Annotated in this window: 13 protein-coding genes; 4 read left to right on the top strand and 9 right to left on the bottom strand. The window is 35.6% G+C overall.

Annotated features, from left to right (window positions below):
- Positions 1-40: 40 nt before the first annotated feature.
- From RCH13_RS13240 to RCH13_RS13225, 4 genes are read right to left on the bottom strand one after another with little or no spacing between them, the layout of a single operon-like run.
- The gene (locus tag RCH13_RS13240; protein ID WP_326987727.1) at positions 41-1,474 is read right to left on the bottom strand and encodes a SusE domain-containing protein; all 1,434 of its coding nucleotides are present in this window, start codon (positions 1,472-1,474) and stop codon (positions 41-43) included.
- A 35-nt stretch (positions 1,475-1,509) separates the two neighbouring features.
- Positions 1,510-2,601 carry a SusF/SusE family outer membrane protein gene (locus RCH13_RS13235; RefSeq protein WP_326987726.1) on the bottom strand — a complete coding sequence of 364 codons (1,092 nt, stop codon included), beginning with the start codon at positions 2,599-2,601 and terminating at the stop codon, positions 1,510-1,512.
- 26 nt (positions 2,602-2,627) lie between these two features.
- Entirely contained in the window at positions 2,628-4,190 is a 1,563-nt protein-coding gene (locus RCH13_RS13230) for a RagB/SusD family nutrient uptake outer membrane protein (RefSeq protein ID WP_326987725.1), read from the bottom strand.
- A 12-nt stretch (positions 4,191-4,202) separates the two neighbouring features.
- Positions 4,203-7,064, bottom strand: coding sequence for a SusC/RagA family TonB-linked outer membrane protein (locus tag RCH13_RS13225; RefSeq protein WP_326987724.1), 2,862 nt, complete (start codon positions 7,062-7,064; stop codon positions 4,203-4,205).
- 510 nt (positions 7,065-7,574) lie between these two features.
- On the opposite strand from RCH13_RS13225, the gene RCH13_RS13220 reads away from it, so the two are divergent.
- A complete protein-coding gene (locus RCH13_RS13220; RefSeq protein WP_326987723.1) occupies positions 7,575-7,973 on the top strand; it encodes a DUF6799 domain-containing protein in 399 nt (132 codons plus the stop codon).
- 204 nt (positions 7,974-8,177) lie between these two features.
- Here RCH13_RS13220 and RCH13_RS13215 read toward each other — a convergent pair whose 3' ends face one another.
- Genes RCH13_RS13215 through RCH13_RS13200 form a run of 4 tightly spaced genes read right to left on the bottom strand, consistent with a single transcriptional unit; the run spans position 8,178 to position 13,802 of the window.
- Positions 8,178-9,629 (bottom strand): YitT family protein, encoded by a 1,452-nt coding sequence (locus RCH13_RS13215; RefSeq protein WP_326987722.1) that lies wholly within the window; start codon positions 9,627-9,629, stop codon positions 8,178-8,180.
- A gap of 18 nt (positions 9,630-9,647) precedes the next feature.
- Positions 9,648-10,679: an adenylate/guanylate cyclase domain-containing protein gene (locus RCH13_RS13210; protein WP_326987721.1), complete on the bottom strand. Its 1,032-nt coding sequence runs from the start codon at positions 10,677-10,679 to the stop codon at positions 9,648-9,650.
- Positions 10,672-11,052 (bottom strand): response regulator, encoded by a 381-nt coding sequence (locus RCH13_RS13205; protein ID WP_326987720.1) that lies wholly within the window; start codon positions 11,050-11,052, stop codon positions 10,672-10,674. Before RCH13_RS13205 ends, RCH13_RS13210 begins: the two co-directional genes overlap by 8 nt.
- A gap of 14 nt (positions 11,053-11,066) precedes the next feature.
- Positions 11,067-13,802 (bottom strand): ATP-binding protein, encoded by a 2,736-nt coding sequence (locus tag RCH13_RS13200; protein WP_326987719.1) that lies wholly within the window; start codon positions 13,800-13,802, stop codon positions 11,067-11,069.
- 366 nt (positions 13,803-14,168) lie between these two features.
- Between RCH13_RS13200 and metG the strand changes: the two genes are divergently transcribed.
- On the top strand, positions 14,169-16,202 hold the full coding sequence (gene metG / locus RCH13_RS13195; RefSeq protein WP_326987718.1) for a methionine--tRNA ligase: 2,034 nt from the start codon (positions 14,169-14,171) through the stop codon (positions 16,200-16,202).
- A 26-nt stretch (positions 16,203-16,228) separates the two neighbouring features.
- On the opposite strand, the gene RCH13_RS13190 is transcribed toward metG, so the two are convergent.
- Entirely contained in the window at positions 16,229-16,942 is a 714-nt protein-coding gene (locus RCH13_RS13190; protein WP_326987717.1) for a class I SAM-dependent methyltransferase, read from the bottom strand.
- 125 nt (positions 16,943-17,067) lie between these two features.
- On the opposite strand from RCH13_RS13190, the gene RCH13_RS13185 reads away from it, so the two are divergent.
- Both RCH13_RS13185 and RCH13_RS13180 read left to right on the top strand, forming a co-directional pair.
- A complete protein-coding gene (locus RCH13_RS13185) occupies positions 17,068-17,541 on the top strand; it encodes an Mpo1 family 2-hydroxy fatty acid dioxygenase (RefSeq protein WP_326987716.1) in 474 nt (157 codons plus the stop codon).
- Positions 17,542-17,558: 17 nt separating this feature from the next.
- Complete coding sequence (locus tag RCH13_RS13180) at positions 17,559-18,419, top strand: DUF4349 domain-containing protein (RefSeq protein WP_326987715.1); 861 nt, start codon at positions 17,559-17,561, stop codon at positions 18,417-18,419.
- The last annotated feature ends 143 nt before the right edge of the window (positions 18,420-18,562 follow it).

Genomic DNA, 18,562 nt, shown 5'->3' with positions numbered 1-18,562 from the left:
TATAAAGCAACAGTTTTAAGATATAAGATATCAGTTCTTATTAAAGTGGAGAAACTGAATACGTTCCTAACTTAATGTTCGCGGTGATTTTATAAGTTCCACCCGTTCCATTATATTTGATATTATTGTTATCTCCTTTTGGACCTAAGAAACCTGAATTTCCATCAGTATGAATGTTTGCCCATTCTAGATCTCCCCAAGCTTGCTGGCCAATAAATTTAAATTCAGAATTCGCAGGTACCGCGATTTCAAGTTCATAAACTCCGTCACCAACTTGGTTCATTTCCACAGCTGTAGAAGCATTCCAACCAGTAAGAGAACCTACCAAATATACGTTGGTTGGTAAAGTAGGAATTGCTGATGGAGTTACTGTAATTCCACGAGAATTTTGATCAATTGTAATTTTATACATTCCAGAATTCCCTGTAAATTTGATATTTTCATCACCTGCAGGCTGTAAACTTGTAGACCAAGTATTAAAGAATTTAAAATTATCTTTAATAGCAGCATCATTCAAACTATAGTTGATTGGATTCCAATCTTGCTGACCTAAAAATCTAAATTCACCCTCATTTTGAAGGTAGGTGTAGATTTCTGCTACGTCATTGTTTCTGTACAATATCTGAGAAGAAGTTGCATTCCAACCCACTGCAGTACCACCACCAACTAAGTAGAAATCTACAAATGCCGGTTGGTAAGGCGTAACTTTGAACGTCACAATATCTGAAGTTTTGTTAATTGTACCTCCGGCTGAAGCTGTAGTAGCAGTTACTTTAATTTGAATATCCTTTGCAACTCCAACTACACCCCCTAATTTTAAAACGGCATCATTTAACTGGAAGTTGGTCCATGATAATTCTTTTACATTTTCTGTAGTTCCCGCAGAAGCAAAAGCAGTAGAACCACCTGGTGCAATTTCTACATTGTAACTTACATTTGTTCCGTAAACATAATCACTCCATTTTACAGTTGTGGCAACTGCGGTAGGAGCGGTAGCATTTAAAACAATTGACTGCCCTGCTGTAGGAGCTGTAATTACTGGTTTATCAACTGGGTAAGGTGTAACTGCAACAGAAATAATATTAGACATGTACGTTCCTGACATCACTCTTATAAATACAGGATTTGAACTGTAAGGTGAAAAACCAGCTTGCAAAAGCGCCATGTTCAAGGTGCTGATTTTAGTGGTATAGTCTGTCTTAGTTGTTGTTCCTAATACTACTGGAGTAGCAAAATCTGCGGTTTTAGATATTTGCACCGTATATTCTCCGCTTACACCTGCAAGTGGATCCCACGTTAAACGGAACGCATTATCTGCCATTGAAGGATATAATACATTACTGCTAAGCGTGCTGTTATACAATTTAATTCCCGCTTCTGGCGTCGTCCAATCTTTATCTGTCTCATCTCTACAAGAGTTGAGTAAGAACAATGGTAAAATCATTACCATTAGAATTTTAAATATATTTTTCATGTAATTTCAATTAGTAATTAAAGTTTCTGCAATGCCTATTGTACAGGAATTATGGTATAACTACCCGTAGCATCATTGAAATAAATATCATAAGTCCAAGCTGCTGCCAATGGAATATTTGCCCCGCCTTGAGTTGCAGTTCCGAAATATTCGGTGCTGCTTCCCCAATTGGTATCCCATGCATTGTTTGCTCTAAACTTAAATTCCCCGTCTGATAAACTTACTCCCAAGATTTTCCAAACATGTGGATCAAAAGTAGATTTCGTCATTTGAGTGTCATTATCAAAGTTTCCGTTTACCGTTCCAATGATAGAAAGGTTACTGTATGTAGTAGCAGGAACAGTAGCAGGCTCAAACGTATAAGTAAGCGCTAAAATATCTACTGTCAATTTATAATATCCATCTGCCGGAGCGGAAAGATTTCCAGAACCACCATCTGTGCTAAGCGTTCCAGGACCTGCACCTAAGCCAAATTGTTCATCCCAAGATCCTTTTACTTTGATTATTTTAAAACCATCTGCCTTGAAATAACCAGTAAAACTATATTTCGTAGGGTCATTGGTTTTCAGCAATGGCATTAGATTAGAATTGGTTGCCAAATTATCCCAACCTCCTGCTGTTGCAGCTCCGATCAAGAATAAATCTTGATATGCATAAGTAGGACTTGTAGCATACGGAGTAACCTTTACATTTGTTACGTTAGAAGTTGCAGCCATTTGATTGACACCGATAGAAGAAATTACTCTAAGGTACATCGGATTTTCTACGTCTTTCGGCAGTCCCAAAATTTTAGTAGCGTCATTAATTTGCTTTACGGTAAAAGTTGCAGTTCTAGTAGATTGTTCTACTGTACCTAATACTACTTTATTTGCGAAGTCAGTTGTTGCCGAAGCTTCGATTTGGTAAGCCACTTCTACAGGAACACTAAAGGTTGCCTGGCTCCAGTTTACATTAAGTGCTGGAGTATCTGGAAAATTTTTATCTAAAAAAAGTTTCTCTGCAGATAAGTCCATCACGATTGGTGCAGCACCGCTTTCTATTTTTATGATCTCTCGGTCATCGCAAGATGTTAAACCCACTAAGATCATAACTGCAAAAACTGCTTTAAAAATATGATTGTTTTTCATTGTATTAAAGATATTTAATGATTGAATTAGTAACCCGTATTTTGAGTTAAATTAGGATTAGATTGCAGTGCAGTGCTTGGAATTGGGAAAACATTGTAATGAGCAGGAATCGAAGTTCCGTCTTTCACGCCACCTTTCCAAGGCCAAATGTAAGAGCTCCCAGTAAATTTACCGAATCTTACTAAATCCTGTCTTCTTACACCTTCGAAGTTTAATTCTCTAGCTCTTTCATCCAAAATATTCTGAAGATTAATGGTGGCAAAAGAAGTTGCTCCTGCTCTTGCACGAACAAGATTCACATACGTTAAACCTTGACCAACTGTAGCGGTAGAAGCTCCTCTAAGAGCTGCTTCGGCATACATCAAATGTGCATCACTCAATCTAAATAAGGGGAAATCTGTAGAAGAGAAAGAAGTTACCGCACCAGTTCCATCAGAATTTTTATTCCAAAACTTGTTTGCGGGGAAACCATCTGTCCAAGTTTTATAATCCGTCATTTCAAAGCTATGTCCTGTAGTCCAGAAAATCTGACCTCTTTGATCTGGATTCGCTGCAATAGCTGCCGCAGAATTTCCGAAAAGACCGTACCAAGCTTTTGTTGCTCTGTGACCAGCCCAACCTTCTGTTGCTCCATAATTTGCAGGAGTCATAGTATCTGTAGATAAACTTCCGTTTACTAAATAGGTAGTGTTACCAAAACTTTGGCTGGAAACTGCATCCGCGATCAACGGAAAAATAATTTCTCTTGAGTTGTTGTTGTCTGCAGAAAAGTTTTTTCTAATGTTGGGTTCTAAAATGTAACCGCCTTCATTAATAACTTTTGCCGCATAGGTTCCTGCTTCTGAATATTTAGCTACTCCTGTATAAACTTCTGAGTTTAGATACAATTTAGCCAATAACATTCTTACCGCAGATTTATTCGCTTTACCATAAGAAGCTTGTGCAGAAATCTTACCTTCTACATCAAGTAATTCTGACTCTACAAAAGCAAATAATTCTGTTCTTGAGGATTGCGCTAAAGGTAATGGTGTATTGAAATTATCATCATTCACCAAAACTCCTTTACCAAATAAATCAATAATGTAATAGTAAGACATCGCACGTAAAAAACGAAGTTCGCTAATTACTTGCTCCTTCTCTGCATACACCACATCATCTCTTTTCATAATAGCAATTAAATTAGTAGCCTGTGGAATTGTATAATACAATCTGTCATAAGCATACTTAAAGAATTTGTTATTACTAGTCCAGTTGGTAGTGGTAGTTAATTGGTCTAATCCATTGTCTCCCCATCTGTTTTTCATGTCATCTGCAGTAAAATCCTGTAGATTTACAATTCCTCTGATAAATGGAGATTCTCCCGCATCTGCACCACTGATGTCTGAACTTCCTGGTCCATTTACACTGGATAGTGCAAAACTTGCATATAGTCTGGATAAAAGACCTTCAACTGCATTAGGATCATTTGCCAATAAATTTTCTAAAGTCAAATCCACTTTTGGATTCGTATCCAAATCTCTTGTACAGGAGTTACCCACTACTGCAAAGAGGAATAAAAATGCTAAACTTTTAAATTTTAGATTTTTCATTTGTTTGTAATATTAAAAATTAAAATTAAAGCCAAGGGTATAAACTCTAGGTCTTGGATAAAAATTATTATCAATGCCTGAGAAGTTTTCGGGATCTTGACCGGAGTACTTCGTCCATGTATATACGTTATTTACAGAAGCATAGATTCGAACATTAGTATCACCAATAAAATTATTGATTAAGTATCCTAAAGATACGTTGTCTAATTTCAAGAATGAAGCGTTCTCTAAAAAGTAATCTGAGAAATACGTATTGTCTGTTAAATTTACAAATGGCGTATTAGCAGTAGATGCTAAAACGTTATTTAAATTTTGTCCATTTTGTGGCGCTGTATATTCAATGTAGCCTTGTGCTAAATTTCTTGTGTTATACACTAAACCACCAATCTGCCCTCTGAATGCTGCATTCAAATCCCAGTTTTTGTAATTCGCCGTAGTATTAAAACCGTAAGTCCAGTTTGGTCTTAAAGCTCTGTAATAGCGATCATCATTATTAATAGATCCATCTCCGTTTCTATCTACATACACTTCTGGCATTACCCGTCCGTCTGCATCATAAACTTGCTGGAACACCCAAGCTGAATAAGGAGCTTGTCCAACTGCATTGTAAGCTAATTTTACTCCAGTACCAATTGGTAACGTGCTACCATCATCTACAATGCTTGGTACGTTTTTCAAATCTGTAATTTTGGCATCATTGTACCCAAAATTAGCACCTACACTCCACGTGAAATCTTCTGTCTTCACTGGCATTACAGTAATATTTGCTTCAACACCGGTATTTTCTAGTGAACCTACGTTATCTACAAATTGATTGGTTAATGCCTGACCTGGAGGAATAGGAACGAATGCTAATAGATCCGTTGTTTTTCTTTGGTAAACATCTACACTACCCGTCAATCTATCTCTACCGAAGAAAGAGAAATCTAAACCTGCATTAAGCGTTTCTGTAGTTTCCCAAGTTAAATTTGGGTTAAAAGGAATCGCACTGTACGTTCCAATTCCTGGGAAATATTGGGAGTTAGAACCACCAATCTGGAATAACGGTCTAGATGGATAAAATCCTGCAATACCTACAATGTTTGCCTGACCTGTTTTACCCCAACCTAATCTTAATTTCAATTCTCGGACTTGTGCATTTTCTTTAAACAAATCTTCATTCACTTTCCAAGCGAATCCAACTGCTGGAAAATATCCATATCTATTATCTTCATTAAACAAAGAGGATCCATCTACCCTTAAAGTAAACGTGAATAAATATTTATTTAAGAAGTCAATGTTTGATCTACCGTAATAAGACTGAAGATTTAGAACATTGTAATATCTGTTATTTGGATTTAAAGCAGTTCCGGGATTTGGAACTCTAATTCCATCATCATTATAACGGTAGTTGTCTTTGAAACCATCGTTCTTAAAGTTCTGGTAAGAATAACCACCTTGTAACAAGAAATTAGATAAAAATCCACTGAATTTTTTTTCATAAACCAAATAAGCATCCATTGTTTGATTCACAATGGTTTGGTGCTCTGCGTAGTCTACACCTGGATTGAAAACAAAATCATTTGGTGCTACCGTATTCTGCGGATTTCTGTAGGTTGCAATCGCATTATTACCGTACACTGTAGTTAAATCAGATTTAGAAGCTTCTAAACCTAAATTTAAAACTGCTCTTAAATCTGGAAAAAAGTGCAACTTATAATCAAATTCCGCATTTCCTAAGAACTTATAGATTTCTTGAGGGCTTGTTCTTTGTTGAAGAATTGCTAAAGGATTGCTTGATCCATTGATTTTATACTGACCACCATTTAAAACTACATCTTGGTAGTATCCTGCAAATCTATTGAAAGGATCACCACTTAAATTGGTCTGATTAAGATAAACTGGTTTTGTAGGATCCATATTTAATGCTCCACCAATCGCTCCACCTGCATCTACCGCATTCAATTTGGAATATAGTCCTTTTAAGCTGACGTCAACTTTTAGATGCTTGTCAAAAAATGTTGGGGATAAATTTAAACCGGTAGAATAACGCTCATAATCAGAAGTTTTTACAACTCCCTCCGTTCTGTTATATCCTAAAGATAATCTTGTGGGCAAACTTTTAAACAATCTTCCAGAAATACTCAAATTATTATCACTTGATACGGTAGTTCTGTAGATTTGTTTTTGCCAATCAGTATCATAAAGTCGACCTGTAACGGTTGGTGTGTTTAAATTTCCACCAACTCCTAATCTACTTTTGAATTGTGGGTAATTTGCGGTAATGAAATTGGTAAATTGCTCCGCATTCATCACGTCAATGTAATCTGTGACCTCACCTACCTGAACATTGGTATTGAAATTAACTTTCAATTTTCCACCGCCACGTTTTGTTTTAATGATAATAACTCCATTAGAAGCTCTGTTTCCATAAATTGCGGTAGCAGTTGCATCCTTTAAAATTGCGAATGATTCAATATCATTTGGATTGATCAGATTCAATGGATTTCCAGAACCTGCCGCGTTATTAGAGTCCAATGGAATACCATCAATAACAATTAAAGGATTATTAGATGCGTTTAATGAAGCTCCACCTCTAATTCTAATATTAGGATTAGAATCTGGAGAACCACCATCACTCGTAATTCTAACTCCAGGTGCTTTACCATTGATCAACTGATCAGCGGAAACAATTGCCCCTTGGTTAAAGTCTTTCTCGGTAACAGAAGTAATAGATCCCGTAAGATCAGATTTTTTCTGTTTACCGTATCCAATTAAAACAACTTGTTCTATGTCCGCAGTTTTAAGCGAATCCGTTGTTTGTGCCTGTAACATTGTGCCAGCGAAAAATAAAAAAGCCGGTGCAATTTTTAAAACTGTTGTATAGTTTCTCACAAAAATATAATTTAAGGATTAATATTAGTTTTTTTTTGAACTTCTTCCTATTAAGAAGCAACGCAATTTAAGCAAAAAACTAAATATTACTAAAATTTTATTAAAATTGTTAATTATTTCTGATAATTATCATACATTATAAGTGTAAAAATTTATTAACTACATAGAGGTCAATGTTTTATATAATTTCATGCATTGGATGGGGTTTTATAAAATTAACAAAAAGCTAAACACTTGTTTAGCAAAAATGTAATTAAACAATCTATTTTCTACTCAAATTCTACCTTTTTCAAACTTTTTAACAATAAAATAAAAAAAGTGAGGGTTTCCATCTCTTTACGATTGATGTAAGTCCCACAACTTTCTAGAAAACAAGTAGGGGAATTCTTACATCGCAGAAAAACGATATTTAGTACAATCTGCAAATTTGATTGAAATCTTTTACTGATTATCGATTATTATTAGATTTTTCTAATTAATTTTACAATTCCATTAAAAAAAACACTAATCATGAAAAATTCAATTTTTGTACTTTCGGCAATTTTTGTGTTAAGTTCCTGCAAAACAACATCCGTAGCTCCACCGCCGCCGCCGCCGCCACCTGTTCCCCCTACTGAAACAATTGCATCACAACAAATTTCTAGCACCGTTCTAGAAACGATGACTGTAGGATTGACGAGTGCAGATCGTGGCGTACTCATGAAAAATGGAACAGTAGTAACCATGCAAGACGGTCAACTAGTCCCTTTAAATAAAGAGATAATTCTAGAAAATGGAGATAAGATAATGATGAATGGAGAAGTCATTCGGAAAGATGGCTCTGTCACAAAGTTACAAGAAGGAATGACCATTGACAAAGATGGAACAATTAGGGATAAAGATGGAAATGTAGTTGCTACAAGTAGGTAATTCAAAAAATACATTCATTAACAGCTAAATTTTGTCTGCAATCGTATAAGAATAGATTGCAGGCAAACTTTAGCATTTTTATTATCATTATTGAAAAAGGATATCTTCCTCCTTACAAAATTTACATCTCAATATTTTTCGATAAAAATATTCCAAAACAAGGATTTGTCTTGTTTTCTAACACAAGATAATATTTTCATTTTTCTAATGCTTTACTCTACTTTTTATAATTCCACCAGCTGCTTCTCTTATTGTGTTGGCATAGATAAATGCGTTAGGATCAATTATGTGGACCAAATTTTTTACTTTTCGCATTTCTAACCGCGTAATTACGGTATAGATGATATCACAATCTGCACTCACATCATATTTCCCGGGTAGAAAACCGCGTTCTCCTTTATAAATTGTAATTCCACGACCCAACCTATTTACCAACTCGAACTTTATTTCTTCGCTTTTCGTGGAGATAATTGTTACTCCCGTATAAGCCTGAATTCCTTCTACCACGTAATCGATACATCTTGTCGCCACAAAATAAGTCAATACAGAATAGAGGGAAGTTTCTATTCCAAATTTAATTGCTGCAATACCAAAAATAATGATGTTGATGCCCAAAATGATTTCAGTAATCGTAAAAGACGTTCTCTTTAAAGTATACAGTGCTAAAACTTCAATTCCATCTAAAGCTGCACCTGCACGCATCACCAAACCAACACCAATACCCAAAAAAGCACCGCCAAAAATGGCAACAATTGTCTTATCATTCGTAATATCTACAGCCGGTAATTGCCACAAACAAATTCCCAAAAAAACTACGCTTAAAAATGTTTTCAGAGCAAAGTTTCTACCGACCGTAAAATAGCTCAGAATAACCAATGGAATATTGAATATAACAATAACAGCGGCCAAATTAAAATGATATACTTCATGGACCAATAGGGAAATACCTGTAATGCCCCCATCAAAAAAATGGTTCGGAACAAGAAAAGAATTGAGCGCAAATGCGGCAATTATAATTCCACCAATGGCAGAAATTAAATCTTGAAAATTCTCCAAACCTCTTCCTTTTTTTGAAAATCTCGCGCCGTGTTTTTCTAAGGTTAATTTGTTTTCAATTTTTTTCTCATTTCTTTGCTCTTGCACCCACTTTGTAAAATACCGATGTTCTTTAAGGTAATCCAGTTGTCTTTGGTGCCACTCTTCTTTCGTTTTTAAAATGCCGCTCGATTTGAATTCATGATACAACTGATCTGCATAAAATTGATACTGGTCTCCGCCGAGATAGTACAAATCTGCATCGCAGAGAATATTACTCAAATGATTCTTGGGCGTTTGTGGCAATTTTGTCGCCATAATCATTTCGCAGATCTGTGAAATTTCTTTCGAGGAATACCCAAATTCTGGGAGATGTTTTTTGGCAAATTTGCAACTCAACATTTCGTGATTAAGATGGTTCTCTACAAATCCAACATCATGCAATAAAGCAGCGGTTTTTAGTAAGATCATTTCACCCTCAGAGATATTTTCTTTCTCCCCAATCGCTATTGCATTATCTAAAACAATCTGAGTATGATCTGCATTATGGTAGGTGAATTTTGGAGCAATTTCTTTCTCTAAAATTGAAATAACGACGGAATATAATTGATGGTATTGCATAAAAATGGACTTATTTTTTTAACTAATCACCTCGTAGATTGTGGTTTTCTGTTCCTTGTTCTTTAAACTGATGCTGCCAATTTTTTTGCACACGAAAGAAGATTGCACTTGCTCAAAAGCCGATTCAGGAATTAAAATTTGTCCAACTTCAGCAACACTTTGAAGACGCTGAGCGGTATTTACCGTATCTCCAATTACCGTGAAATCCAAGCGCTTTAAGGTAGCAGATCCAATATTTCCCGAAATCATTTCTCCACTATTAATACCAATGGAAACATGGGGCGAGAAATCTTTTTGAGACGGTAAGTTTTGAATTTGATCTCTAATTGCAAGGCTTGCTTCTATCGCCCGATCGATCTGATAATCGCCTTTGAAAACAGCCATCACACAATCGCCAATAAATTTATCAACCACTCCATTTTGGGCAATAATTTCTTTGACCATTACATCAAAATAACTATTCAAAAGTTTAACTACCGCATCGGGAGATTCTTTTTCACTGATAGAAGTAAAACCACATATATCAATAAATACCACGGTGGCCTCTATGGTTTCATTGGCTGTAAGAGATGATTCGTACTCGCGTGTTTCCATGAAACTAAGCACATTTTTATCCACATACATTTTCAGGATATTATTTTCTTTAATGGCTTTCAAAGTGCTTTTTATCTGCGAAACCTGTTTGATGGTTTTTTCAATCGTGGTTTCTAAATCACCGAAATTAACAGGTTTTGTAATAAAATCAAATGCTCCAGAATTCATGGCGGAACGAATATTTTCCATGTCTCCATACGCAGAAACCATCACGGTCCTCTTTAACGGATGCAATTCTCCAATTTTTGAAAGCAAGGCTAATCCGTCCATTACGGGCATGTTAATATCACTTAAAACAATATCAATATCTGCATTTGCATTTATTTTCTCCAGGGCATCTTTGCCATTTTCAGCGAAGACAAATTCATAGACTTGGTCTCTAATTTTTTGTCGAAATTTCTGACGGATGAGCGCTTCTAAATCGGGTTCATCATCTGCCACTAATATTCTAGTCATGGTATTTGTTTTTTAGTTTCTCTTTCAACTGATTAAAATCCACAGGTTTTGTCAGAAAATCATCTGCCCCCAAACTCATGGCTTCATTGTAATTTTCATCATCACCATAGGCGGTAATCATCATCACAATGGGTGAAGGTTTATCATAGTTTTTTTTGATATTTTTTAATAAATCCAAGCCGCTCATTCCGGGCATATTGATGTCTGAAAGAATGAGAACCGCTTCGTGCTCATGTTTATTCATAAATAAAAGTGCTTCTTCACCAGAAAAGGCAAATACTAAATGAATCTCTTTGTCTTTAATTTCTTTTCTAAACCGCTGCTCAAAGAGACTTTTCACATCTTGTTCATCATCTACTACTAATATTTTCATGCTGTTCTTCATTTTTATACAGGTAATCTAATTCTAAATGCAGTTCCTTCATCTGCTACGGAATCCACGCTCAATTCTCCTTGATGACCATTATTAATAATATCAAAACTCATAGACAATCCTAAACCAGTTCCCTTTCCCGTGGGTTTAGTGGTAAAAAAAGGTTGAAATATTTTTTCTTTAATTTCTTGCGGAATTCCATTTCCATTATCGGAAACAAGGATTATGATATTTCCTTTTTCCTTTTTGGTAGTTATGGAAACCGTTGGTTCGTAGTCCGTACTTCCAGCTTTCGCCTTTTCATCCACTGCATAAAAAGCATTGGTCAATAAATTCAAAATCACACGACCAAAATCTTGCGGAATCAAATTTACTTTCCCGATAGAATCATCAAAATCTGTTCGGATGGTGGCATTAAAGGATTTATCTTTGGCGCGCAATCCGTGATAAGACAATCTTAAATATTCATCGCAAAGCGCGTTTAAATCTGTTAATTCTTTCACACCTTTTGAACTTCTGGAATGTTGCAGCATGCCCTTCACAATGGCATCAGCGCGTTTTCCGTGATGATTTATTTTTTCCAAATTTTGTTTTACATCATTCGCAATCACTTGCGCTTCCGCAAAGTCTCCCTTGTTTATTTCAACATTCATTTCATCAATGAGTTCTGCGCTGACTTCTGAAAAATTATTCACAAAATTTAACGGGTTTTGAATTTCATGTGCAATTCCAGCCGTAAGCTCACCCAAACTTGCCATTTTTTCGGATTGAATTAGCTGGTTTTGAGTTTCCTTCAAGGTAGACAATGTGTTGTCTAATTGCTGGTAAGATTCTGCATTATCTAAAGCGATGGCTGCATAAATTGCAATATTTCTAAGCATGAATAATTGATATTCAGAATAGGAGTTTTCTTTAAAACTTTGCACGGTAATGACCCCTAATTTTTTTTCCTTCGCAATTAAAGGAAGAAAAATAACGGAAACAGCCTGTAAACCTTGGTCAGGCATTTTAATTTCCTGCAGATAATCTCTATAGTTTTCACTCAAATTATTGAGAATAATTTCTTTGCCTTCTTTAAAACATTTCGCGCCCAAGCGATTTTCATCATCGATGGAATTTGAATAAAACGGAAGAGGCTTTCCATTTTCATAGGTGTGCGGAAAATCAATGGTTTTTTCTGACGGATTATAAATCCCAATCCCAAAAACACTAGCATCCATTAAAGTATTTACACTTTTGTAAACAGTGCCGATCACTTTTTCAATAGAAAGCGAAGAAGTGATTTTTCGACCGATACTATTGAGCAATTCTACATTATCTTTTTGACCAGAGAGTGCTTTGGCTTTTTCATCAATTTCCAGCTTTTGGGCTGCTAAGAGATTATTTGCTTTTTGTTTTTGTTTATTATTTCTAAAGAGTAAAGCTGCAACAGTGAAAATGAGAAGCAACAAACCTAGAGCGCCAAATAACAAATTTCGCTGCCCCTTTTTTTGCTCATTTAACACATTAATCTGTGCTTCTTTTTTGTCAATATTATAGGTGTATTGTTCTACGGCCGTTCTATTGCGCACTTCATCATTGAAAATGCTTTCTCGGTATTTGGTAAATAAGAGCCTATTGGTGTAGGCATTTTTGTAATCTTTGTTCGCTGCGTACGCTTCCGAAAGAGCCAGCGCATTATCTCGCAAATTTTCTGTGCCACCAGAATTTTCGGCCGAAGAATATCCTAAATTACCGTAATAAATGGCACGATCTACATTATTTTCTTTCAAATATGCACGAGACAGAATTCCATAAATCCACTCTTCGCCTCCAACATCATTTATTTCTTTGGCTCCTTTTAAAGCACTAAATGCATATTGAAACGCAAGTGGTAAATTATCCATTCTGGTGTAAACATCTGCCAAATTGCTTTCATTAAGAGAAGGATTAATATCCAAAATTTTTCCAACTTTTAATCCTTTCCTGTACGCTTTTATGGCTTCAGGATATTTTCCCGTGAGTCGGTACCGTTCTCCTATGGCATTCTGCAGCAAATATTCAATTCCTAAATCTTTAAAGGTTTTATTTGCTGTTTCTGCTTTGTTTAAATAAAAAAGTGCATTTTTTTGATCTCCAATTTGGGCGTAAATATTTCCCAGACCAGTCCAGCAGGTGATGAGACTTTTTGTATCATTGGCTTTTTCTGCAAGATGCAAGGCTTTAAAGGTATAGTCAATACCCTTTCCATAATCACTAAATGCAGTAACATAGGTATTCGCCAAAAGATACTTTGCGCGGGATTGTAAAATGTAATCAGATGATTCTGCGGCAATGGAATCCGCCTTTAAATAAAATTTTAATTTTTGTTGCAAATTATCAGCAACCATTCCTTCTACTATGGAAATACGCGCTTTCAATTCTAAATTTTTTGAGGTTGCTGCAATTGAGTGAGCTTCCTTTATTAATTCTGAAAACTCCACAGCATTTCCCTCTCTACCTTTAACTAAAGCCAGCGAAACTAAAGCTTTGCCTTTTCCCGCAGGATAATTGATTTTATTTGAAATTGATATTGCTTCCTGCGCCAAATCCGCTCTATTTTCTGGTGACAATGCCAGATTGAAAGCAAGTTCATTTAGCCTATTGACTTTAAAGGTATCTTGTTGCGGATGGTTTGATAATTCTTTTTTGAGTCCATCAATTTCACTACTCTGCGCAAATCCGCAGTTTACCAAGGCAAAAAGAACAAGCAGGAGTAGATATTTTTTCATTTCGAAATGTATTTAACGTGATCCATTTTTAATAATTGCGACTCCCAATTTTGAAATCGACACTTTCACATCTGAAAATTCTTTTTTAATCATTAAATCACTGTTTAATTATATTCACATATTTAACAATCTTACCTGATTATTTTTAACTAATTTAAAATAAAATTACAAAAAATATAGAAACAATTAATCAATTTCGAAAAAATCGCAATAATAGATAATGAATGAAGAAATGAAATTTTGAACGGAGAGTTATTAAATTCTAATTGGTGAACGACCAATAAAATTCAACGCCTCACTTCCCAAATATTGATTTTTAATTTTCTCCATTAACCCTTATCTTTGCAAAAATTTAGACCGAAGAATATGTCAGAAAGAAAGATGATTACGGCAGCTTTGCCTTATGCAAATGGTCCAGTTCATATTGGTCATTTAGCCGGAGTTTATATTCCAGCAGATGTGTATGCAAGATTCAACAGAAGATTAGGAAAAGACGTGGCTTTTATTTGTGGCTCCGATGAACACGGGATTCCCATTACCATTCGTGCTAAAAAAGAAGGCGTTGCTCCACAAGATATCGTGGACAAATACCACGAAATCATCAAAAAGTCTTTTGCAGATTTAGGGATTTCTTTTGATGAATATTCACGTACAACCTCCCCGAAACACAAACAAGTCAGTCAGGATTTTTTTACAACACTTTATAACAAAGGAAAATTTACGGAAGATGTTTCCGAACAGTATTTTGATGAACAGGCTGGAGAATTTTTGGCTGATCGCTACATTGTAGGAACTTGCCCGAATTGTGGCAACGAAAACGCCTACGGCGATCAGTGCGAAAAATGTGGTTCTACCCTTTCTCCTTCAGAATTGATTAATCCAAAATCCATGTTGAGTGGAAATGTTCCGATCTTAAAGGAGACTAAAAACTGGTATCTTCCTTTAAATGAGTATGAAGATTTTCTGAATAAATGGATCATCGAAGGTCATAAAGATGATTGGAAACCCAATGTTTACGGCCAAGTGAAATCCTGGTTGACCGATGGATTGAAACCCAGAGCAATGACGCGCGATTTAAACTGGGGCGTTCCGGTTCCACTTCCAGATGCAGACGGAAAAGTCCTTTATGTCTGGTTTGATGCACCAATCGGCTATATTTCTTTCACGCAGGAATGGGCGGCGAAAAATGGAAAAGACTGGAAAGAGTATTGGCAAAACGAAAATACGGATCTGGTTCATTTCATCGGGAAAGACAATATTGTTTTCCACTGTATTATTTTCCCGGCGATGATGAAAGCGCATGGAGATTACATTATGCCCACAAATGTTCCCGCTTTTGAATTTTTAAATTTAGAAAATGATAAAATCTCAACTTCCAGAAACTGGGCAGTTTGGGCACATGAATATGTAGAAGAATTTCCCGGTCAACAAGATGTTTTGCGTTATTCCTTACTTTCTTCTGCTCCGGAAACGAAAGACAACAACTTTACCTGGAAAGATTTTCAAACCAAAAACAATTCAGAATTGGTGGGGATTTTCGGGAACTTTATCAACAGAGTTGCCGTTTTGATTCATAAATATTACGACGGAATTGTTCCAGCCGGAAATGAAAATGCCGAGGAACTTCAGGAAGTGACCAAAGCTGCCACCGAAGTTGAAAATTTCTTAGAGCATTATGAATTCAGAAATGCTTTAACGGCCATGATGAATTTGGCGCGTTTCGGAAATCAATATCTTCAGATTGAAGAACCTTGGAAAACCATTAAAGACAATCCGGAAAAAGCGGCACAATCTCTTTTCGTGGCCGCACAAATTGCAGTTGGTTTAGCCCAAATTTGCGAACCGTTCTTACCTTTCAGCGCAGAAAAGTTGCAGAAAATGTTCAATGTTTCTCAGTTGAGTTGGGAAGAAATTAAAAATGAAAAAGTTTTAATCAAAACCGGACATCAAATTAATCCGGCAGAATTATTATTCTCGAAAATTGAAGATGAGACGATTGAATTTCAAATTCAAAAATTAGAGAACACGAAAGAATCCAACAAAAAAACCAATCCAAAAGCCAACCCAATGAAAGAAGAAATCCAGTTTGATGATTTTACGAAAATAGATTTAAGAACAGCCACGATCCTAACTGCAGAAAAAGTAGAAAAAGCCGATAAATTACTGAAATTCTCTGTGGATACTGGAGTTGATGTAAGAACCGTAGTCTCGGGAGTTGCAGAAAGTTTCACGCCAGAAGAATGTGTCGGAAAACAAGTCATGATCTTATTAAATCTTGCGCCAAGAAAAATCCGCGGCATCGAATCTGAGGGAATGTTGCTTTTAACTAATGATGCAGAGGGAAAATTAGTTTTTGTCACGCCTGATGTACAGGTTGAAAATGGTGTTGAAATTGGATAAATATTTTAAAACAGAAGACCTGAAAATTAATTCAGGTCTTTTTTAGTCAATTTCGCCAAATAAGAATCATCTTGTTGCATAATTTTTTTAATGTCAAATCCATTATTTTCTACCGCCCTTTTTAAGGTTTCAAAATCCAAATAAAGCCATTTTATGGGTTTTTCAGTGTCCAGTTTGTAGTGTACAAAATAATCTACTTCGCCATAATAATGATCAGCTGGAACTAAAACTCCGCCTTCTTCATCTCGATCGTACATGTACAAAATATCCGTGCTGTCAATTAGAATTTGTCCGTTTTCGTTCAGCAAAGAATATAATTTTTCCAAATACAAATCAATTTTTTCTAAACTTTGGAAAATCCCAGTTCCGTTCATCAACATGAGAATCGTATCATATTTTTCGCCTGCAAAATTTAAAATATCAGTACAAATAGCATTTTCAACACCGCGCAATTGGCAGACTTCAATAGATTTTGGAGAAATATCCAAAGCCAAAACCTCTAATTTTTTCTCGTTTTGAAGATATAAACTATGCGAACCGGCTCCAGAACCTATATCCAGAATCTTTCCCTTTGATAATTCCAAAGCTTTTTGTTCAATTAAATTCATATTGTCGAAATCCCGAAATAAATAATCAACCGGTAATTCGTCAATTTCAGAAATAGACGTCTCGGTTAATAAATCTTCTGTTTTTTTATTGTGAAAATAATCCAAAATTGCCTGTCCCATTAAATCTTTCATTTCTCCAAAAATTTTTTCAAAAATACGCAAAAGTGAAGAAAGGGTGAATCAAAAAATTTTTTGCGCAGAGGTGCGTCCTCATTAGGAAAAGTTGACTAAATTAGTCACAGAAAATTTTCTAAATAATGAGAAAAATCGACAAAATGTTTTCAGAATATGCAGAAAGCCATCAAAATCAAACAAACAAATTGATTCACTGGATTTGTGTTCCTCTCATCTTCTGGAGCATTCTCGGATTTATTTCCCTCATTCCCGCACCCCATATTTTTATCCTTTATTTTGGTGCGATAAGCGTGGTTTCCATTTTGACGATTATTGCAGTATCCGTCTTTTATTTCAGACTTTCCTGGAGAATTGCGATCATCATGTTTTTCATTATGCTTCTTTTGGAACACTTCATTTATTTTGTCAATGTCACTTTCGAACAGAAATCCTGGATTGTATTTTTATCAGTTTTTATCTTATCTTGGATTGGTCAATTTTACGGTCATAAAATAGAAGGTAAAAAATCTAGTTTTCTGAAGGATTTACAATTTCTTTTAGTAGGTCCAATTTGGTTACTTTCTTTCGTTCTGAAGAAATTTGGACTTAAATATTAATTAAAAACACCTCAATCATGACAATAAGATCAATTTTTGTTCTATTCCTATTTATAATATACTCTTGTGGACAAAACGGCCAAGATGCTGTCGAAGTTAATGCAGCATTAATGGAAGTGCTTCCAGAACCTCCCGGGAAAATGCAAACTCCACCGCCACCAAATGAAGAAGCGAAAGTGGAAAATGAAAAGCAGAGTTCTAATCCTTCTAAAAGTAAATTCGTCCCTAAAAAAATAATCAAGAACGGAGAAATGGGCATTTCAGTTTCTGATATTGAAAAGGCCAAAAATGAGATCAATAGACTGCTGACAAAGAATAAAGCCTATCTCCTCAGTGAAAATTACCGGAACACTGATACTTCCGAAAGTTTAAGCCTTGTCATCCGTGTTCCAAATCAAAATTTCGAAGCTTTGATTAATTCATTTGCTACCGGAATTGGTGAAGTGATTGGCAAAACGATACGTGCGGAAGATGTGACTGAAGAATACACCGATGTTTCTATCAAGCTTGAAAATAAAAAAATTTATCTGGAAAAGTACCGTGATATGCTGAAAAAGGCGACCACCACGAAAGACATGTTAGATATTCAAGAGAATATTAGAGCATTGGAAGATGAAATTGACGTCGCTGAAGGACGATTACGCTTTATTGATGATCGTGTGAATTACAGCACCTTAACTTTAGATTTGTACAAAGAAAAAGCCAGAAGTTCCTCCACTTCCAAAATTGGTTTCGGCAGTAGATTTGGAGATTCTATCGCGGGAGGTTGGAATTCTTTTGTGAGTTTTCTCTTAGGACTGGTTTCATTTTGGCCCTTCTTAATTTTAGCACCGTTCATTTACATCTTATTTAAAAAATTTCGAAACCGCAGAAAATAACACAAAAAAAAATCCTTTCAAATTTTGAAAGGATTTTTTGTAGAAGGAATGTCTAGTCCTGAAATAGCGATACACAAAAAGTATCATTATGAAAGAACAGGAAGTTACGCGTTATGTAAAGCGCACTCAAAAGGATTATTCGA

Origin of the sequence: Chryseobacterium sp. MP_3.2 (genome assembly GCF_035984805.1) — a bacterium.
In the GTDB taxonomy this organism is placed as follows: domain Bacteria; phylum Bacteroidota; class Bacteroidia; order Flavobacteriales; family Weeksellaceae; genus Kaistella.
Note: the sequence above shows the minus strand (reverse complement) of the source record. Positions and strands in the feature narration are given on the sequence as shown.

Coding starts and splice junctions, on each gene's coding strand:
- RCH13_RS13180 (WP_326987715.1), top strand. CDS start 17,559: ATGACAATAAGATCAATTTTTGTTCTATTCCTATTTATAATATACTCT.
- RCH13_RS13215 (WP_326987722.1), bottom strand. CDS start 9,629: ATGCAATACCATCAATTATATTCCGTCGTTATTTCAATTTTAGAGAAA.
- RCH13_RS13200 (WP_326987719.1), bottom strand. CDS start 13,802: ATGAAAAAATATCTACTCCTGCTTGTTCTTTTTGCCTTGGTAAACTGC.
- RCH13_RS13235 (WP_326987726.1), bottom strand. CDS start 2,601: ATGAAAAACAATCATATTTTTAAAGCAGTTTTTGCAGTTATGATCTTA.
- RCH13_RS13205 (WP_326987720.1), bottom strand. CDS start 11,052: ATGAAAATATTAGTAGTAGATGATGAACAAGATGTGAAAAGTCTCTTT.
- RCH13_RS13220 (WP_326987723.1), top strand. CDS start 7,575: ATGAAAAATTCAATTTTTGTACTTTCGGCAATTTTTGTGTTAAGTTCC.
- RCH13_RS13240 (WP_326987727.1), bottom strand. CDS start 1,474: ATGAAAAATATATTTAAAATTCTAATGGTAATGATTTTACCATTGTTC.
- RCH13_RS13230 (WP_326987725.1), bottom strand. CDS start 4,190: ATGAAAAATCTAAAATTTAAAAGTTTAGCATTTTTATTCCTCTTTGCA.
- RCH13_RS13190 (WP_326987717.1), bottom strand. CDS start 16,942: ATGAAAGATTTAATGGGACAGGCAATTTTGGATTATTTTCACAATAAA.
- RCH13_RS13185 (WP_326987716.1), top strand. CDS start 17,068: ATGAGAAAAATCGACAAAATGTTTTCAGAATATGCAGAAAGCCATCAA.
- metG (WP_326987718.1), top strand. CDS start 14,169: ATGTCAGAAAGAAAGATGATTACGGCAGCTTTGCCTTATGCAAATGGT.
- RCH13_RS13210 (WP_326987721.1), bottom strand. CDS start 10,679: ATGACTAGAATATTAGTGGCAGATGATGAACCCGATTTAGAAGCGCTC.